This is a genomic window from Streptomyces sp. NEAU-174 (assembly GCF_052665095.1).
On record NZ_JBQTCE010000006.1, the window covers coordinates 274,640 to 293,290 of the forward strand.

The 18,651-nt window shown below is 70.4% G+C and carries 16 protein-coding genes; 9 read left to right on the top strand and 7 right to left on the bottom strand.

The genetic code is table 11. The features are described 5' to 3' along the window. Window positions 1-70: 70 nt before the first annotated feature. Window positions 71-1,069 carry a LysR substrate-binding domain-containing protein gene (locus ACT2CW_RS19645; protein WP_445517572.1) on the bottom strand — a complete coding sequence of 333 codons (999 nt, stop codon included), beginning with the start codon at window positions 1,067-1,069 and terminating at the stop codon, window positions 71-73. Between the two features lie 97 nt (window positions 1,070-1,166). On the opposite strand from ACT2CW_RS19645, the gene ACT2CW_RS19650 reads away from it, so the two are divergent. From ACT2CW_RS19650 to ACT2CW_RS19670, 5 genes are all read left to right on the top strand, one after another. Continuing rightward, window positions 1,167-2,339 carry an NAD(P)/FAD-dependent oxidoreductase gene (locus ACT2CW_RS19650; RefSeq protein WP_445517573.1) on the top strand — a complete coding sequence of 391 codons (1,173 nt, stop codon included), beginning with the start codon at window positions 1,167-1,169 and terminating at the stop codon, window positions 2,337-2,339. A 30-nt stretch (window positions 2,340-2,369) separates the two neighbouring features. Continuing rightward, a complete protein-coding gene (gene hglS / locus ACT2CW_RS19655; protein ID WP_445517574.1) occupies window positions 2,370-3,767 on the top strand; it encodes a 2-oxoadipate dioxygenase/decarboxylase in 1,398 nt (465 codons plus the stop codon). Window positions 3,768-3,790: 23 nt separating this feature from the next. Then, complete coding sequence (amaB, locus tag ACT2CW_RS19660; RefSeq protein WP_445517575.1) at window positions 3,791-5,320, top strand: L-piperidine-6-carboxylate dehydrogenase; 1,530 nt, start codon at window positions 3,791-3,793, stop codon at window positions 5,318-5,320. A 103-nt stretch (window positions 5,321-5,423) separates the two neighbouring features. Next, entirely contained in the window at window positions 5,424-6,041 is a 618-nt protein-coding gene (locus tag ACT2CW_RS19665) for a hypothetical protein (protein ID WP_445517576.1), read from the top strand. 72 nt (window positions 6,042-6,113) lie between these two features. Further along, window positions 6,114-6,521: a VOC family protein gene (locus ACT2CW_RS19670; RefSeq protein ID WP_445517577.1), complete on the top strand. Its 408-nt coding sequence runs from the start codon at window positions 6,114-6,116 to the stop codon at window positions 6,519-6,521. A gap of 47 nt (window positions 6,522-6,568) precedes the next feature. Here the strand turns inward: ACT2CW_RS19670 and ACT2CW_RS19675 are convergent, their stop codons facing one another. Then, window positions 6,569-7,099: a GNAT family N-acetyltransferase gene (locus tag ACT2CW_RS19675; protein WP_445517578.1), complete on the bottom strand. Its 531-nt coding sequence runs from the start codon at window positions 7,097-7,099 to the stop codon at window positions 6,569-6,571. 314 nt (window positions 7,100-7,413) lie between these two features. On the opposite strand from ACT2CW_RS19675, the gene ACT2CW_RS19680 reads away from it, so the two are divergent. Beyond that, window positions 7,414-10,029: a BTAD domain-containing putative transcriptional regulator gene (locus tag ACT2CW_RS19680; protein ID WP_445517579.1), complete on the top strand. Its 2,616-nt coding sequence runs from the start codon at window positions 7,414-7,416 to the stop codon at window positions 10,027-10,029. A 285-nt stretch (window positions 10,030-10,314) separates the two neighbouring features. Here the strand turns inward: ACT2CW_RS19680 and ACT2CW_RS19685 are convergent, their stop codons facing one another. After that, entirely contained in the window at window positions 10,315-10,827 is a 513-nt protein-coding gene (locus ACT2CW_RS19685; protein ID WP_445517580.1) for a CGNR zinc finger domain-containing protein, read from the bottom strand. Window positions 10,828-10,986: 159 nt separating this feature from the next. On the opposite strand from ACT2CW_RS19685, the gene ACT2CW_RS19690 reads away from it, so the two are divergent. Then, window positions 10,987-11,856: an alpha/beta fold hydrolase gene (locus ACT2CW_RS19690; RefSeq protein WP_445517581.1), complete on the top strand. Its 870-nt coding sequence runs from the start codon at window positions 10,987-10,989 to the stop codon at window positions 11,854-11,856. Between the two features lie 255 nt (window positions 11,857-12,111). After that, window positions 12,112-13,710, top strand: coding sequence for an FAD-binding oxidoreductase (locus tag ACT2CW_RS19695; protein WP_445517582.1), 1,599 nt, complete (start codon window positions 12,112-12,114; stop codon window positions 13,708-13,710). A 59-nt stretch (window positions 13,711-13,769) separates the two neighbouring features. Here the strand turns inward: ACT2CW_RS19695 and ACT2CW_RS19700 are convergent, their stop codons facing one another. The 4 genes from ACT2CW_RS19700 to ACT2CW_RS19715 form a co-directional block, all read right to left on the bottom strand. Further along, window positions 13,770-14,210 carry a DUF7919 family protein gene (locus tag ACT2CW_RS19700; RefSeq protein ID WP_445517583.1) on the bottom strand — a complete coding sequence of 147 codons (441 nt, stop codon included), beginning with the start codon at window positions 14,208-14,210 and terminating at the stop codon, window positions 13,770-13,772. A gap of 104 nt (window positions 14,211-14,314) precedes the next feature. After that, entirely contained in the window at window positions 14,315-15,184 is an 870-nt protein-coding gene (locus ACT2CW_RS19705) for an ABC transporter permease (protein ID WP_164422586.1), read from the bottom strand. Then, the gene (locus ACT2CW_RS19710) at window positions 15,144-15,998 is read right to left on the bottom strand and encodes an ABC transporter ATP-binding protein (RefSeq protein WP_445517584.1); all 855 of its coding nucleotides are present in this window, start codon (window positions 15,996-15,998) and stop codon (window positions 15,144-15,146) included. The genes ACT2CW_RS19705 and ACT2CW_RS19710 overlap by 41 nt, the downstream gene beginning before the upstream one ends. Then, on the bottom strand, window positions 15,995-16,450 hold the full coding sequence (locus ACT2CW_RS19715) for a MarR family winged helix-turn-helix transcriptional regulator (RefSeq protein ID WP_445517585.1): 456 nt from the start codon (window positions 16,448-16,450) through the stop codon (window positions 15,995-15,997). Before ACT2CW_RS19715 ends, ACT2CW_RS19710 begins: the two co-directional genes overlap by 4 nt. A 150-nt stretch (window positions 16,451-16,600) precedes the next feature. Between ACT2CW_RS19715 and ACT2CW_RS19720 the strand changes: the two genes are divergently transcribed. Continuing rightward, entirely contained in the window at window positions 16,601-18,580 is a 1,980-nt protein-coding gene (locus ACT2CW_RS19720; protein ID WP_445517586.1) for an alpha-L-arabinofuranosidase C-terminal domain-containing protein, read from the top strand. The last annotated feature ends 71 nt before the right edge of the window (window positions 18,581-18,651 follow it).

Below are 18,651 nucleotides of genomic sequence, written 5' to 3' on the forward strand. Positions count from 1 at the left end.
GGCGGAGCCGCATATCGACACAGCCGCGGCGGAGCCGCACATCGACACAGCCCCGCGCCCCTTCAGGGCGCTACCCGAACCGTAGCGGACTTCCTCCGACCTGCTGAGGCAGCGTTTTCCGATTTTGCTGCTGATCCCCGGATGGCCGCCGGCCCGCCGAGGTGCGCAGGACGTTCACCAGCGCGGCCACCGTCGGCCGGTGCTCGGCGAAGGAGCGGCACACCACCACGATGTGGCGTTCCATCGTCTCGTGCAGCTCCAGGACATCGAGGCAGGACGGACGCAGCCGGAGCATCAGATCCGTCACCACGCTGACCCCGACTCCGGCCTCGACCAGGGCCAGGGTGGCGGCCGTGTCCGTCACCTCGTGCAGCACCTGCGGTTCGAAACCGGCACGGCGGCAGGCGGTGAGCACGGCGCGGCCGTAGTAGCTGCGGGCTGACGGCAGGATCCATCCCAGGTCCCTGGTGTCGGCGAGCGAGACCTTCTGCCGGCCGGACCTGCCGGACCTGCCGGACCGACCGGACATGGTCCCGGTGGGAACCGCGAGCGAGAAGCGTTCCCGGGACAGCTCCCGCACCCGCAGGGACGGATCCCGTGGGATGGGCACGTCCGGGTAGTCAAGCCCCAGCGCCAGGTCCACGCTTCCGCCGGCCACCGCGTCGTACACCTCGTCCACGTCCATGTCCCGGCTGCGCACGGTCACCCCGGGGTGCGTCTCGCGCACCTGCCGCAGGGCCGGCGGCAGGATCTCGGCGGCGGCCGTGGCGAAGAGCCCGACCCGCAGCGTCCCGGAGACCTCGTTCCGGGTGCGCTCCAGCGCCTCGACGGCCTCGGCCTCCGTGGTGAGGATGCGCTCGGCGTGCCGGGCCAGCGTCACCCCGGCGTCGGTGAGCTCCACCCGGCGTCCCACCCGCCGCAGCAGTTGCCTGCCGGTGGCCTTCTCCAGCGCGGTGATCTGCTGCGATACCCCGCCCGGGGTGTATCCCAGGGCCTCCGCGACCGCGGTGATGGTGCCGCGTCTGGTCAGTTCCACCAGCGAACGAAGCTGTGCGCTCGTCCAGTCCATATAGGGATCCTAAAAGATCAGAAGCATGGACCGTTGATGGACGTCAACGATTGGCGTGCTGCACGATGACGCGGAGATAGCTGAAGGGAGTGGTCTGTTGTCCTCCTCCGCCTTCCGCACCGTTCCCGCCTCCGCCGATGTCGTGATCGTCGGCGGCGGCGTGATGGGTGCCAGCATCGCGTTTCACCTCGCCGAGGCCGGGGTGACGAACATCGTCGTCGTCGAGCGCGGCGAGCTCGGCCGCGGCAGTTCGGGCAAGCCGATCGGCGGCGTACGCGCCCAGTTCTCCGATCCGCTCAATATCGAGCTGGGCAGCCGCAGCCTGCGTGCCTACCAGGAGTTCGGCCACCGGCCCGGCGCCGACATCCGGCTCGACTCCGTCGGCTATCTGTTCCTGCTCGACAGCGCACGGCAGACGAGTGACTTCGAGGCCGCGGTTCGGCTCCAGAACAGCCTGGGCGTACCGAGCCGCATGATCGCTCCCGAAGAGGCCCGGCGGCTGTGTCCCTATCTCAGCACCGATGGCCTCGTGGCCGCCGCGTACTCCCCCGCCGACGGCCACGCCCGCCCCGGTCTCGTCGTCCAGGGGTACGCCCGGGCGGCGGCCGGGGCCGGAGTCACCATCGCCACCCACACCACGGTGTCCGGCCTCGACACGGCCGGGGACCGGGTCGTCGGTGTGCACACCAGCCACGGCCGCATCGCGTGCTCCACCGTGATCTGCGCGGCGGGGGCCTGGTCGGCACGGATCGGGGAGATGGCCGGCGTCAACCTCCCGGTCCAGCCGGTGAAGCGGCAGCTGGCGTTCACCGCGCCCATCACACCGCCCGCCCCGCGCATCCCGTTCACCATCGACTTCTCCTCGACCGCCTACTTCCACAACAGCGACGACGGTCTGCTGCTCGGGATGGCCGACCCGGACCAGGAGGACGGCTTCGACACCACCTGGACCCCGGAGTGGCTGGAGCTGTTCCGCACCGTCGCCCGCCGCCGCGCCCCGGCCCTGGCCGACATGGAGACCGCCGGCGGATGGGCCGGTCTGTACGAGGTCACACCGGACCACAACGCGCTGATCGGCCGCTCCGCGGAGCTGCCCAACTTCATCTACGCGGCCGGGTTTTCCGGCCACGGCTTCCTCCAGGCGCCCGCGGTGGGCGAGGTCATGCGCGATCTGTACCTGGAGCGTGAGCCGTTCACCGACATGTCCCCGCTCAGCGCCGACCGGTTCCACCACGGCGCCGAGACCCGCCCCGAAGCACACGTCGTGTGAACCGTTGAACCCCGATCGAAAGGCCGAACCATGTCAACGCTCAGTCAGTGGCAGCTGAGGGCCGCGTTCGCGGCGCGGCTGTCGGAGATGTACGGACAGGAGGTTCCCGCCTACACCACGCTCGTGGACGTCTCGCGCGAGGTCAACGAGGACGTCCTGCGGGCGCGGGGAACCGATGCGACACGGCTCGGGTCCATCAGCCGGGTGACGGCCGAGCGGCACGGGGCCATCCGTGTCGGCACACCACGGGAGTTGGGGCAAGTGGCCCGCATCTTCGGCGCCCTCGGCATGCACCCGGTGGGCTTCTACGACCTGCGGGAGGCCGCGGCCAGCGCCGTCCCCGTCGTCTCCACCGCCTTCCGGCCGGTGGACGGCGAGGAGCTGGCGCGCAACCCCTTCCGGGTCTTCACCTCCATGCTCACCCCGGCCGACCCCCGCTTCTTCGACGCCGAGCTGCGCTCGCGCCTGGAGGCCTTCCTCGCGGACCGCGAACTCTTTCCCCCCGAGCTGCTCGCGCTGGCCGACCGCGCCACCGCCGAGCGGGAGCTGCCCCAGGAGGAGGCCGAGCGGTTTCTGCGCCTCGCCGTGCGGGCGTTCGAGCTGTCCGCCGAGCCGGTCGACAAGAGCTGGTACGAGACCCTGGAACGGGTCTCCGCCGTGGCCGCGGACATCGGCGGTGTGCGCAGCACCCACATCAACCACCTCACGCCGCGCGTCCTCGACATCGACGAGCTGTACCGGCGCATGACCGACCGCGGCATCGAGATGATCGACACCATCCAGGGCCCGCCGGCCTGGGAGGGGCCCGATGTGCTGCTGCGGCAGACCTCCTTCCGGGCCCTGGCCGAACCCCGGGCGATGCGGACCCCGGACGGCGGCGTCATCAGCGGCGCCCTGAGGGTCCGCTTCGGGGAGGTCGAGGCCCGTGGCATCGCCCTCACCCGCGAGGGCCGGGCCCTGTACGACGAACTCCTCGGCCACGTGGACGAGCGGATGTCCCGGAACCCCTCGGCCTCCCGGGATGAGATCGCCCGCACCGTATGGGAACGGCATCTGCCCGGCAGTGAACAGGAACTCGCCGCCAAGGGGCTTGCCTACTTCACCTACCACGTCCACCCCGACCGGCCCCGCGACGGCACCCGGCCACCCGCGGACATCGGCGAACTGCTGCGGCAGGGCTGGGTACGGGCCGAGCCCATCGTCTACGAGGACTTCCTGCCCCGCTCCGCCGCCGGGATCTTCCAGTCCAACCTCAGCGGCGAGGGCACCCGCCACAGCGACCAACAGGGCACGGCGTACGACGCGGACCGGCTCTCCGGCGCCATCGGCCACGACGTCCTGGACCCCTTCGCCCTCTACGCGCGGCAGCAGAACGACTCCCTCGCACACGTCGCCCGTGAACTGGGCCTCACCGACGCCCTCAGCTGACCCCTCACCCCCGGAGGACCGCCATGACCAGCACCGCACTGCCCACCACGGACGAGCTGCGCGCCCGCGCCCGTACCGCCCTCGACACCATCGGTGTCGAGGTGGCCGAGGGCGGCGACTTCTCCGCCCGCACACCCCTCACCGGCGAGAACCTCTTCGGGCTCACGGCCGCCACCGACGCCGACGCCGAGGACGCCATCGCGGCGTCCCGTACGGCCTTCCTCACCTGGCGCACCACGCCCGCGCCGCGCCGGGGTGAACTCGTGCGCCGCCTCGGCGAGTTGCTGCGCGAGCACAAGAGCGATCTGGCCGACCTCGTCACCATCGAGGCGGGCAAGATCCGCTCCGAGGCGCTCGGCGAGATCCAGGAGATGATCGACATCTGCGACTTCGCGGTCGGCCTGTCCCGGCAGCTGTACGGCCGTACGATCGCCTCCGAACGCCCCGGCCACCGGCTGGCCGAGACCTGGCATCCGCTCGGCGTGGTCGGTGTCATCTCCGCCTTCAACTTCCCCGCCGCCGTGTGGTCGTGGAACACCACCGTCGCCCTCGTCTGCGGTGACACCGTGATCTGGAAGCCCTCGGAGCTCACCCCGCTGATCTCGCTGGCCTGCGACCACCTGCTCGCCCGGGCCGCGGACGAGGTCGGCGCGGACCGCGACGTACACCGTCTCCTGCTCGGTGACCGCACGGTCGGTGCGAAGCTCGTCGACGATCCGCGCGTCGCGCTCGTCAGCGCCACCGGCTCCACCCGCATGGGCCGTGAGGTCGGCCCCCGCGTCGCCGCCCGCTTCGGCCGCAGCCTGCTGGAACTCGGCGGCAACAACGCGGCGATCGTCGCCCCGTCCGCCGACCTCGACCTCGCCGTCCAGGGCATCGTCTTCGCCGCGGCCGGCACGGCGGGCCAGCGCTGTACGACACTGCGCCGCCTCATCGTCCACCGCGACATCGCCGACACCCTCGTCGAGCGGCTGACCGCCGCCTACGGCAGGCTCCCCATCGGCAGTCCGTTCGAGGACACCACGCTGGTCGGCCCGCTCATCTCCCCCGCCGCCCTGGACACCATGAACGCCGCCCTCACCCGCGTCCAGGCCCAGGGCGGCAAGATCCTCGCGGGCGGCAACCGGCGCCTGGCCGAGGCCGCCCCCGCGGCCGCCTATGTCGAGCCGGTTCTCGTCCGCGTCGACGCGCAGACGGACGTCGTACTGGAGGAGACCTTCGCGCCGATCCTGTACGTCCTCACGTACGACACCCTCGAGGAGGCGATCGCGCTGCACAACGACGTCCCCCAGGGCCTGTCGTCCAGCATCTTCACCCGCGACCAGCGGGAAGCCGAGATCTTCCTGTCCGCCGCGGGCTCCGACTGCGGTATCGCCAACGTCAACATCGGCACCTCCGGAGCCGAGATCGGCGGTGCGTTCGGCGGTGAGAAGGACACTGGCGGCGGCCGGGAGTCCGGCTCGGACGCCTGGAAGGCGTATATGCGCTCGGCCACCAACACCATCAACTACTCCAGCGAGCTCTCCCTCGCCCAGGGCGTCAGCTTCCTCTGATCAGAGATCCATGCCGTTTGAGTCCAAAAGAATACCGGGGTACAGTACGACGGCTCCGCTCCCCCACCGCATTCGGCATCCACACCCCCATAGGTGGTTTGACATGCGCGCGTCGCACTTAGGTGAAGGTTGTACGGTCCTGGTAGAGGATCAGGCGCTCGATGAGTTCCTCGAGGTGGCCGTCGGTGAGTACCAGCGCATCACCTCCGAATCGCCGCTGCCGTGCTTCGCTCTCCTCGTGGGTTCGGCGGACCAGGCGACCCTGACCGTCGAGCGCGTCGCGTTCGGCCGCAATGCCCGTACCACCGACCCGGCCGCGCGCCGTGAGTTCACCGAGTCGATCGTGCCGCTCTTCGGCCCGGCGTACGAGAACGAGACACGTGGCTGGTGGATCGACTCCCATGACCTGCTGAGGGCCTCGCGCGAGGCCGAAGCCGACGGCCTGGAGATCCTGGGGTCCGTGCATCTGCACCCCGACTGGCATCGCATCGGCCCACCGGAGGAGCGGCAGCTCATCCTCAGCGAGCGCCCGACCCCGATGGATCAGCACGTCTTCGGCAACACCGGCTGGCCCGTCAACCTCATCTGCTACCTGGAACGTCGCGGCGACGTCATGTACCACGCCCTCGCCGCCTGGGCGCCGCCCCCGCCCGAGAGCCCTCACCTTCCGTGCACCGAACTGCCGCTGCGGATAAGGACCAGGGCCGTGGTCGGGGTGTGAGGCCGATGACCATCACGATTCCCACCCCCGACCGGCCACCCCGCCGGTTTCCGACCGCTGGAGGAATTGCCCATGTCCGACGCGTCCACCCCGGACAGGCCCAAACTGCGGCATCTGGCCATTGTCGCCCGTGACCCCGAGAAGCTGGCCGAGTTCTACAGCGGAATCTTCGAGATGGAGCTCTTCCACCGGGATCCCGATGGCAGTTGCTTCCTCTCCGACGGGTATCTCACCCTCGCGCTGATCAAGCATCAACTCGACGGCGACACCCCGGCGGGCATGAACCACTTCGGTTTCCACGTCGCCGACACATCAGAGATATCCGCCGCTCTGGTCGCCTCGGGCGCCGATGAGCCCGCCGAGCGCTTCACCAACCGCCCGTTCGCCGAGTACCGGGCCATCGACCCGGAGGGCAACTGGTTCGACCTCTCCGCCCACGGCTTCGGCGGCCCCCGCCCGGCCGCCGAGGCGGACGGATAGTAACGGGGCCGGGGCGCCGACCGTCCGGGACCGGCGCCCCGCACCCGTCAGCCGACCCGGCGCGCCAGCACCTGCCCCGGCCACGCTCCGGACAGGAAGCGCTCGGTGGGAGTGAAACCGTTGCGCTCGTAGAACGCGACGAGTTCACCCCCGCCGCCCGCCCAGCAATCGACCCGCAGCAGCTCCACCCCGGCGCGCCGGGCCTCCTCCGCGGCATGGGCCAGCAGCGCCGCCCCGACGCCCCGCCCGGCATGCCGTCGGTCGGATACCAGCAGCCGGACGTATCGCTCGGGTTCGCCGGCCGGGGCGATCGGCATCTGTGGGCTGGGGCCGGAGTCCAGCACCAGGGCCCCGACAGGCGCCCCTCGCGACTCCGCGATGAACGGGGCGTTCTCGGTCAGGTACCGCTCGACCCGCTCCACCCCGCCGGGCCGCCGCGAGTACGGCATCGTGCCCCACTGCTCGGTGTTGCCGCGCTCGTTCATCCAGACCACCGCGGCGTCGAGCATGTCCAGCACCGCCGGCGCATCGGCCGGATCGCCCGGTCTGATCCGTATGGTGTACGTGGTGTCGTTCACGGCGGAAGTCTAGGCAGAACAATGCGCGGAACCGTCGGTGGATCGAATAGGCGTTCAAGCGGATTGTGAAATTCCCCGGGTGCGCGGGAGTTTTGCATCGGACTTTCGGCCGGTTGTGTGCTGCGGGTGGTTCAGCCCGGGACTACGGTGTTTTCGAGGGTCTGGCAGAGCGAAATCGGCGGCACCGGGGCGTGGCGGCATTGGGGCAAACCGTATTGGGCGCGGGCTCGGCATTGCGGTTCGCCGTACTGGGGCCCGTTCGCGTCTGGCGTGGTGAGCAGGCGCTCCCGGTTCTCAGGCCGCTGGAGCGCGCCGTGCTGTGTGTGCTCCTGCTGCGGGGACGCACCACCACCGCGAGCGAGCTGATCGACGGGGTGTGGGGCGACGCCCCGCCACCTCGGGCGATCGCCAGCTTACGCACCCACGCCTTCCGCCTTCGCCGAGCGCTGGGACCCGGCGTACTGGTGTCGGAGGCGGGAGGGTACGCACTGCGGATCCGGCCCGGGGCACTGGACCTCGCGATGTGCGAGGACTACGAGGCACGAGCGCGACGTGCGAAGGCGGAAGGGGAGTTGACCGGCGCGCGGAGGCTGCTGCACATGGCGGTGGAGCTGTGGGAGGGGCAGCCGCTGGCCGGAGTGCCCGGCCCGTACGCCGAGAGCCGGCGCGCCCGTCTGGAGCAGTGGCGCCTGTCCCTGCTGGAGGCGCGCCTCGAGCTCGATCTGGAGCTGGGCCCGCACACCGACGCGGTCTCGGAGCTGACCGCGCTGACCGCGGAGCACCCACTGCGGGAGCGGCTGCGCACACTGCTGATGACGGCGCTCTACCGCAGTGGCCGACAGGCGGAGGCGCTGGGTGTGTACACCGACACCCGCCGCGTCCTGTCCGAGGAACTGGGCGTGGCACCCGGCGCGGAGCTCGCCCGGCTCCATCAGCGCATCCTGCGCGCCGATCCCACGCTCGCCGGGCCAGGCAGGCTGCCGGCCGGGACCAAAGCCGTGCCCACGGCCCCACCCGCGCCACGCCCGGCACAACTCCCCGCGAAACTACCCGACTTCACCGGACGCGCCGCCGTGATGGACACCTTGCGCGAGCGGCTGCTGCTCGCCCAGGGGACGGTGATGGCGATCTCCGTGGTGCAGGGGCTCGGCGGGGTGGGCAAGACGGCCCTGGCCGTGTGCGTCGCGCAGGCGGTCCGGGAGCGGTTCCCCGACGGGCAGTTGTTCGTCGATCTCATCGGCCACCACGCCCAGCCCGCGGATCCCGCGGCCGTACTGGGCACCTTCCTCCGTGCGCTGGGCACGCCGCCCGCGGAGATCCCGGAGGGATTGCCCGAGCGGGCCGCGCTGTACCGCTCGGTCCTGGCCGGCCGCCGGGTGCTGGTCCTGCTGGACAACGCCCACGACACGGCACAGGTCCGCCCGCTGCTGCCCGGCTCTCCGAGCTGCGCGGCGCTGATCACCAGCCGCACGCCCATGACCGGCCTCGACGGCGCCCGTGTGGTCGACCTCAGCATCATGGACCAAGCGGAGGCGCTCGCCCTGTTCACCCGCATCATCGGCGACGAGCGGGCCGCGGCCGAGCCCCACGCCTGCCGCAAGGCCATCGCCGCCTGCGGCTATCTGCCCCTGGCCATCAGGATCGCCGCCGCCCGGCTGACCACCCGCCCCGCCTGGACCGTGCGCAACCTGACCGACCGCCTGGCCGACGCCCACCGCCGCCTGCATGAACTGCGGGCCGGGGACCTGGCCGTCACGACGAGCTTCGAGTTCGGATACACGCAGTTGGGGCCCTCGCAGGCACGGGCGTTCCGGCTGCTCGCGCTCACCTACGGGCCGGACATCTCCCTGGCCGCGGCCACCGCCGTCCTCGGCGTCACCGCACAAGAGGCCGAGCGATTACTCGAGTCGCTCGTCGACACCAGCCTGCTGCATTCGCCCGAGCCCGGCCGCTACCGCTACCACGACCTCGTTCGGATCTACGCGCGCGACCGCGCCGAGCGGGATGAACCACCGACGGGCCGAGCGGCCGCGATATCGCGCATGCAGGACTTCTATGTGGCCTCGGCGGCACGCGTGTACGCCATGGGACGGCCGGGAGACCGGCTCGTCGACCACCTGATGTCCACCGACCACCCCGGGCAGGACTTCCCGGACGCCCGCACCGCGCTGGACTGGCTCCTCAGCGAGGCGGACTGCCTCCTCACCTGCGCCCAGCAGGGCGCCAAGTCCCCGGAGAGCGGCGCCGTTCGCCGCGCGGCGGACCTCCTTCTGGTCACCCGGGACCTGGTCGAGTCCGGTACGCACTACCTCCAGTACGAGGCGGCGGCCCGTTCGGTGGGCAATGCCGCCCACCTCGCCGGGGACACGGCCGCGGAGGGCCGGGCCCGCCTGGCGCTGGCGGGGATGTTCCCCGTCGCCAGGGGCCAGCGGCAGGCCGACGACGAGGCCCGCCGCGCGGTCCTGCTCGCGACCGCCGCGGGCGACCTGACCGCCGCCTGCCACGCGTTGAACGTACGCGGGGTCGTGGCGATCTACCAGCAGCGCTACGACGACGCGGAAGCACACCTGCGCGAGGCGCTGCGCGGCTTCCGGGCCGACGACAACCTCGCCTGTGTGGCCGGTGTGCTGTCCAATCTCTCCCGTGTACACGCCGCCACGGGACAGGCCGACAGCGCCGTCGCCCTCGCCACGCGGGGAGTCGACCTCCGGCGGAGCCTGGGCAGCACCTGGCGCATCGCCAATGCGAACTGCTGGAGGCGCTCAGCACCTTCCGCGACAACCGGCAACGGCTCTGGGAGGGATCCACCCACGCCCGGCTGGCCGAGGTGTACCTCGCGTCGGACCACCCGGCCGAGGCGGCCACCCACGCCGAGCAGGCCCTGGCGCTCGGCTCCATCGGCAACAAGTGGCGCCGCGGGTCGATCCTGAGTGTGCTGGGCCAGGCGTTGGAGCAACTGGGGCAGCCGGACAGGGCCCGAGCCTGCCGCCGCAAGGCCGAGATGTCCTGGGTGTGGTGGAGCCCCTGACGCCTCGCCACGTTGCCCTGGGCGCCGTTTCCCTCGGCTCCGGCCGCCTAGAGGTCGAGGACGACTTCGGTGGTCGGTACGCCGCAACAGACGAGGATGGTGCCTCCTGCGGGGTGGCCGACCGGCGCGGCCCCTCATGGCGCTGTGATCTGTGCGCTCGGGCCGAGCCCGGTCGTGCGGACTTCGCCTATTCGGCTACCGCGTCGCGGGTGCGCTGGTAGTGGCGCCGCGCCTTCATGCGGTTGCCGCAGACGGCCATCGAGCACCAGCGGGCCTTGTTGGTCTTGCTGCGGTCGATGAGGAACAGCCGGCACTCCGGGTTGGCGCACACCCGTAGCCGACCGGGCATCGCCTCCTGCAACGCGCTCCAGGCCATGACGGCCTCCACCGCCATCCGGCGCTCCGCGGGGGCGTCCACCTCCCACGACACCCCCGCGGACGAAAGGTGCGGGCGGGAGACGACGTCCTTCAGGAGCGGGGCCAGCGACGTGGCGGGGCGACTGCCCCGCACCACGTCCTGCAAGCCGTCTCGCGCCTCCAGGAGGTGTCGGCGCTCCTCGGCACTGCCGCTGCCGCCGTGCGCGCGCTGCCAGGACCTGGCCGCTTCCGGATCCGCCAGCTGGTCCTGGACGGCGCCGTCGACCACCGGGGTGGTGTTGAGGAGTTCCAAGAGCGCGTCCTGCTGTTCTCGGTCGGTCACCCCGCCACCTCCTAACCAGATCGATTCATTTGACAGGTTACACGCAGTGGGCCCGAACGACCACACCCGGTGACTAACCATATAAATCACTTTGACAGGTTAGATCGAGCGTGCTCGACTGGACATGTAACCACTGAAGCTCCGCAGAAAGGTTAGGCTATGGTCCCCGCAGTCCACCACCGCACCGCCACGGTCGACGGCCACGACGTCTTCTACCGGGAGGCCGGTGATCCGAAGGCACCCGCCGTCGTACTCCTCCACGGCTTCCCGACCAGCTCACACATGTTCCGCAATCTGATCCCGGCGCTCGCCGACCGGTACCACGTCATCGCCCCCGACCACATCGGATTCGGTCTGTCCGCGATGCCCGCCCCGCGGGACTTCCCCTACACCTTCGACGCCCTCGCCGATGTCACCTCCGGCCTGCTCAAGCAGTTGGGCATCGGCCGGTTCGCGATGTACGTGCAGGACTACGGCGCCCCCATCGGCTGGCGGCTCGCCCTCCGGGCCCCGGACCACATCACCGCGATCATCACCCAGAACGGCAACGCCTACGAAGAGGGCTTCGTCAAGCCCTTCTGGGACGGTGTCTTCGCCTACGCCAAGGCGCCCGGTCCCGACACCGAAGCCGCCATGCGCGGGGCCCTGACGCCCGAGAGCGTCCGTTGGCAGTACACCCACGGCGTCGCCGACCCCACCCTGGTCAGCCCCGACAACTGGGTCCTCGACCAGGCACTGCTGGCCCGGCCCGGCAACGACGAGATCCAGCTCAGGCTCTTCCGCGACTACTCCACCAACGTGGACCTCTACCCACGGGTCCACCAGTACTTCCGCGACTCCCAGGTCCCGCTCCTCGCGGTCTGGGGCGCCAACGACGAGATCTTCGGCCCCGACGGCGCCACCGCGTTCGGCCAGGACCTGCCCGACGCCGAGATCCACCTCCTCGAGGCCGGACACTTCGCCTTGGAAAGCCACCTTCAGACCATCACCGAGTACATCCGCGGCTTCCTCGCCCGCGTCCTCGCCTGACGCTCAGCGCGTCGAGCCCCGGTACGAGTCCGGCTTCGCCCCGCGTCGGTACTTTCCGCGCACCGACATCGAACGCGGGCAGTTGCCTGTTCGTCGTACCGGGCTGGGACATTCAGCGTCACGGCGGCATCCTTTCGGGTTGCGGGCCGGTGGGCCCGGGAGCCGTTTCGCGGCTGGGTCGGCCACGGATCGGTTGACTTGGCGCGGGCGGAGGCGATCAACGTCTCCGGAGCGCGTCTTGTGAGGGCAGCCACGTTGATCAATAGACGGAACGTACTGCGGGCAGGCACGGCCGGTGTTCTGGGCGCGGAGATGGTGGCTTCGCATTCGCCGCCCGCCGCTGCCACGCCACCGCCCGATGTGGCGGAGCGGGTGAGCCAACGGGACTGGGAGCTGCTGGCCCAGTCGCTGTCGTCGCGTTCCACGCTCTACCGGCCGGGGGATTCCGGCTACCCGCCGCTGGCGCTTCCGTTCAACCATCGGTACGCCGGGATCCGGCCGGCGGGAATCGTGGCGTGCGGCACCACCAGGGACGTCAGTACGGCGGTCCGCTGGGCCCGTACGGTGGGGCTGCCCGCCGTGCCCCGCAGCGGGCTGGGCCACAACTACGCCGGGTACTCCGCCACCACCGGTCTACTGCTCACCATGGCCCGTATGAAGAGCATCGACTCCACGCCGGTGCCGGGTCCCCGCTCCCGGACCCGGACGTACGGGCGGATCAAGGTCGTTCACGACGCGGGTACCGTCACCGTCGGGGCCGGTGTCACCAACGGCGACCTGCACCCGATGCTGGAGGACCGTGGCATGTTCGTGCCGACCGGCCGCTGCCCCACGGTCGGGGTGGCCGGGTTGGTGCTCGGGGGCGGGATCGGCTTCAGCGACAAGATGTTCGGCCTGACCTGCGACCGGCTGGTCTCGACGACCGTGGTGCTGGCCGACGGCGATGTGGTGGAGGCCAGTCGGAGCTCGCACTCCGATCTGTTCTGGGGCTGCCGCGGCGGCGCGGGGAACAACTTCGGCGTCAACACCTCCTTTACCTTCCAGTACGAGCGGTTCCAGGGCGACGTGGGCTTCTACCGGCTGAGCTGGAGCCTGGACTCGGCGCTGCCGGTGCTGGCCGCCGCGCAACGGATCGCCGTGGACACCCTGCACGACAGGCGGTTCCATCTCCGCGTCGGCATGGGCACTCATGGGCTCACCAGGGATGAGATCCGCGCCAACGCGGGCGTCAACGCCATCGGCCAGTACTACGGCGACCTGGACGAGCTGCGCGAGATCCTGGCTCCGCTGCTCGCCATCGGCACGGCCGAGGAGCGGTCCGCCAACAGCGCGTCGGTCCGCGAGGTCACTCCGGGTGAAGCGAGCGTGCTGCTGAGCGCCACGACGCCGGTGCAGCAGTTCGCCGCCAAGTCGGCGGTGCTGACCTCCCGGACGCTCCTGACCGATGACCAGGTCGCCGCCGCCGCCGAGCAGCTGCTGGAGTGGCCCGGCAGCAACAACGAGGACGGGGCCGGGTTCGCCATGTTCGCCCTGGGGGGCGAGATCAACCAAGTGCCGCCGGACGCGACGGCGTTCGTCCACCGCAACGGCGTGTTCATCCTCGCCGCCGAGACCTCGTGGGCGGACTACGATCCGCCCCGCGTCGCCACGGCGAACCTCCAGTGGCTCCCCGAGTTCTACCACGCCCTTTTCGGCGGTACGCCTCCTCCGCACTCCTACCAGAACTTCCCGGATCCGACCCTGAAGGACTGGCGGCGGGCTTACTACGGCGCGAACTACGACCGGCTGGTCCGGGTGAACCGTAAGTACGACCCGACCAACTTCTTCAGCTACCCGCAAGCGATCGGCACCTGACGTTGCGCGCTGCGCGGACTTGACGTCGGCCGCCGGTGGCCGCGGATGGCCGCGGATGGCTAGAAGCGCGGCATCCCCGAGGGCGGTTCCGGGATGGCCCGCCGCGCCGTCACCGCCTCGATGAACGCCCGTGGCGGGAGGTAGCCGTGGGCGGCCACGTAGTGGAGGACGAGGTTGGGGGCGATGAGCCATCGGCCGTCGCGGGCCAGGAGCCTGATCTCGGCGCTGCCGAGGGTGACCTCGGTGCCGTCGACCTCCACCACGACGGGATACGGCGGCTTTCCCTCCGGGTGCGGGAGGGTGCAGCTCTGCCAACCCCGCATACGGTTGGTGGAGTTGTCCCGGCACACCACCGCGAGCGCGTGGACGAACTCCGTCGGCACCTCACCGCGGGGAAACTCCTCCTGCCGCTCCAGCCATCCGACATTGACCGCCTGGACGCCCTGGGGCACCCCGATGCCGGGGGTGTAGGCGTAAGGGGAGCCGTCCTCGTACCGCACCGCGTGTTCCTCTCGTACTCGTGGGGCATCGTACGCGTGGGGCATCGCCGATGGCCGCTGCCCCGGCGACAGTACGGTGTGGCGCGCTCCGCACACCGATCGGGTCAGCGCGCCAGCCGCCCCAGCAGCGAGGAGGCCGCCGCGATACCGGCCGCCGCGGCCAGCACCAGGACGGCGTAGTCGAGTGCGAGATGGTGCGGGGTGCCAAGCAGCAGTCCGCGCAACGCGTCGACCTGGTAGCTCAGTGGATTGGCCGTGCTGACGGCCTGGAGCCAGCCGGGCATGAGGGCGACCGGATACAGCGCGTTGGAGCCGAAGAACAGTGGCATGGTGATGGCCTGCCCGATGCCCATGAGCCGGTCGCGGGTCAGCACGATCCCCGCGATGGTCATGGACAGACAGGAGAAGAAGGCCGAGCCCAGGATCACCGCGACGGCCACCCCGAGGAGCCGCAGCGGGTTCCAGGTCAGCGCCACCCCGAGCAGCGCCGCGATGGCGATCACCACGACCGCCTGGATCAGCGCCTTCACCCCCGACGCGAATGCCTTGCCGGTGATGAGGGCGGCTCGCGGGGTCGGGGTGACCAGCAGTTTGGTGAGGATCCCGGCGTCCCGCTCCCAGATGATCTGGATCCCGTAGAAGATGGCGATGAACATCGCGGACTGGGCGATGATGCCGGGCGCGAGATAGTCGATGTACGGCGTGCCGCCGGTCGGTATGGCCTTGAGCCGGGTGAAGGTCTCGCCGAAGATCAGCAGCCATAGGGCGGGCTGGACGGCCCGGGTGTACAGCTCGGTGCGGTCGTGCCGCAGCTTCTGGAGCTCGACCACGCACATCGCGACGACCCGCGCGGGCAGCATCCGCCAGCCGGTGCGGGCGCGCGGCGGGGTCAGCAGTGGATCGGGGCGGCCGTCCGGCGCGAGCCCGGCGGCGTCAGCCGACCCGGGACGCGGTGCGACGGGTGCTTCGGACATCGCGGAAATCTCCTCCCTGCTCGTCGAGGCCGCTGCCGGCGACGTCGCGGAAGACGTCCTCCAGGGTCGGCTGGGGATCGGCCTCGCCCTCCGCCCCGCGGCGCTCGGCCAGCTCGGAGCGGAGTTCGTGGGGCGTTCCGAGGGCGTGGATCCGGCCGCGGTGCATCAGCGCGACCCGGTCGCAGTACTGGTCGGCCTCGTCCATGTAGTGCGTGGTGACCAGCACGGTCATCCCGGTGGCCGCCCGTACCGCGTTGATGTGCTCCCACACGCTGGTCCTGGCGATCGGGTCCAGGCCGATCGTCGGCTCGTCCAGCATCAGCAGCCGGGGCGCGCTGACCAGCGCCTGGGCCAGTTCGAGGCGGCGGATCATGCCGCCGGAGTACGTTTTGGCGAGCCGGTCGGCCGCCGCGGTGAGATCGACCGCCTCCAGCACCCGCGCCACGCGCTCGGCCCGCTCCCGGCGGGTGACGTCGAAGACACGGGCGAACAGCTCCACGTTCTCCCGGCCGGTGAGCCCGGCGTCGGCGGACAGCTGCTGCGGTACGTACCCCAGGAGCCGGCGGACCGCCATCCGCTCCTTCGCCGCGTCGTGCCCGAAGACCCGCACCATGCCGGCGGGGACCGGCAGCAGGGTGGTGATGCAGCGGATCGCGGTGGTCTTGCCCGCTCCATTGGGTCCGAGCAGGCCGAAGACCTCACCCGCACGGACCGTGAGCTCCAGGTCGTCGACCGCCCTGGTCTCCCCGAACGCGTATCGCAGGCCCTCGCAGGCGAGCGCGACCGGGGCGGTGCTCTCGGGGACGTCGGTCATATCCCTTCCACCTCCTCATGAAGGTTCTCGGCCAGTTTGCGCAGGGCCGGAACGGCCGCGGCCAGCGCCGCCCGCTCGCTCTCGGACAGCTTCGCCACCTGCTCGCGGACCAGCGCGCCGCGCCGCGCCTGCCACTCCCGCAGCCGGGCCTCGGCGGCGGGGGTGGCCGTCAGCCGGGCGGAGCGCCGGTCCTCGGGATCGGTCTCGCGGTGCAGATAGCCCGCCTTCACCAGCTGGTTGACCAGGGTGGAGACCGAGTTGCCCGCGAGGTAGAGCTCCTTGGCCGCGGCCGACACCCGGATCCCGGGCCGGGCCATGACCAGCCGCAACAGCTCCACCTGGGCACCGCGCAGCCGCGGCTCCGCCATCCCGGCCCGCAGCCGCCGCCGGATCAGCCGTTGGACGCCGCCCAGTACGTCGGCGAACGAGTCGGGGAACTCCTCTGTGGCCATGTCTCCACTTTACCTCTCAGTGAGAGGTAATCCTCAAGCGGCCGGACCAGCCGAGATCCGGCAGATCACCTCACAAGAACCACACAAGGCCATCCCCTACCGTCTCGTGCCCACGGAAGCGAAGATCGTCCAGGGAACAGAGGGACCGAAATGAGCGAGACACGTCGGCACGGAATAGACGGAATAGGCCGACGCCACTTCCTGTACGGCGCGGCGGCGGTGGCGGCCGGTGTCATGGGCACCGGATGCACCCCCGAGGACGCGCAGGGGGCAAGCGGCTCGGGTGGCGAGCCGGTCATCGCCATCGACGCCCAGCGGCGGTCGTTCAAGGTGAGCCCGTATATGACCGGGGTGAACGGGGCCAAGTGGTACGACGACGCCTTCGGAATGTGGGACTCGAAGCACAACCGCCCGGCCCCGGGCATCGTCGGAAAGATCAAGAAATCCGGGGTCGGGATGATCCGCTATCCCGGCGGCACCTCGTCCAACCTCTTCAACTGGAAGGGAGCCATCGGTCCGCAAGAGGACCGGACCCGCCAGGTCGAGGGAAAGCAGGGCGCCACCGTCGACAGCAGGTTCGGGCCGGACGAGTACATGGCCTTCATCCGGCAGGTCGGCGCCACTCCGGAGATCATGGCACCGTTCGCCAACTCGACCCCGGACGAGATCGCCGACTGGGTGGCGTACATGAACGCACCGCAAGGGACCAAGTGGGGAGATCTGCGAGCGCGGAACGGCCACCCCGAGCCCTACGGCGTGCGCTACTGGGAAATCGGCAACGAACTCTTCGGCGCGCACCAGCGCTACTGGATGAGCGCGGACGACGACAAGGCCATGCGGCAGTACGCCTTCGGCGGCACACAGCGACAAAAGCACCAGCGCGTCGGAACACCCACCGACCACCGCCCCGCCGCCTCGGTCAGCAACGGCCAGCCGAACCAGACCTTCACCGTCTGGTACCCACCCGTCGTCCCCAAGTCCCAGACCATCCGCGTCGGTGACACCACATGGCACGAGGTCGCCCGCCTCACCTCAGCGGGGGCCGACGACCGCGTCTACACCTTCGATCCGGGCAACGGCACGATCCACTTCGGCGACGGCCGCCACGGGAAGATTCCGGAGAAGGGCTTGAAGATCACCGCCGACTATGACTCCGGTCCGCACGCCGGATTCGTCGAGTACTACACCAAGATGAAGGCGGTCGATCCCTCGATCGACGTGCTCGCCGTCTGGGCGCCCATCGAGGCGGGGAAGCTCGCGGGCGGAAAGAGCTTCCCCGAACTCCTGGAAGAGCACGGCCACGCCGACAAGTACGACGGCATGGCGATCCACCCGTACACCAACTTCCAGCGGGACCTCAAAGCCACCAGCTTCCCGGACAAGCGGGCCGGACACGACTATCAGATGCTCGGGGACGCGGCGGCCGCCAAGATGGTCGCCGACCTCACCGCACTGGTGAAGAAACACGGCAAGGACGAGGCTTACGTCGCGGTGTCCGAGTGCGGCGCCCTCTTCTTCGGGGGAGAACGCGACTCCGACGCCTATCCCCGGTATTCCTTCGCCATGTCGCACGCGCTCTACATGGCATCGCAGTGGGCCCGGTTCGCCGACCTCGGCGTCCGCTGGACCGCGAGCAACGATCTGATCGGGGAGAAGCCGGGACCGTCACGGACGCTCTTCGGCGGCGCACCCACCTTCGTCCGCACCCCCGATGCCATCGTGCGCGAGCAACTGAGCGACTTCTTCCACGGCGGCGGACACGTCGTGAACAGCGAAGTGAAGAGCAACGCCGACGTCTCCACCCGCGAGACCCCGCTGGGCTCCTCCTACGAAGCGCTCGTCACCACCGCCACCGTCGACAAAGACGGAGCACTCAACGTCCTCGTCGTCAACCGCTCACCGGACAAGGACCTCAAGTCCCGCGTCGAACTGGGGAGCTTCCAGCACACCGGCGCGGTCGACGTGTCCGTCGTGGCGGGTAGGACCTACGACGACTTCAACAACGACGAACACCCCGACGCCGTCACCATCAAAAAGTCCCACACCACGGCGAAGGGCGACTCCCTGAACTGGACCTTCGCCGCACACTCGGTCACACTCCTGCGCTTCCCGGCGCCCACGTCCCCCTAGCCGTCCGCTCCCTCTGCCGGGGGCGGGGTCCGCGCCCAGCAGAGGGGGCGTACCCCGCCGAAGCGGGCTCG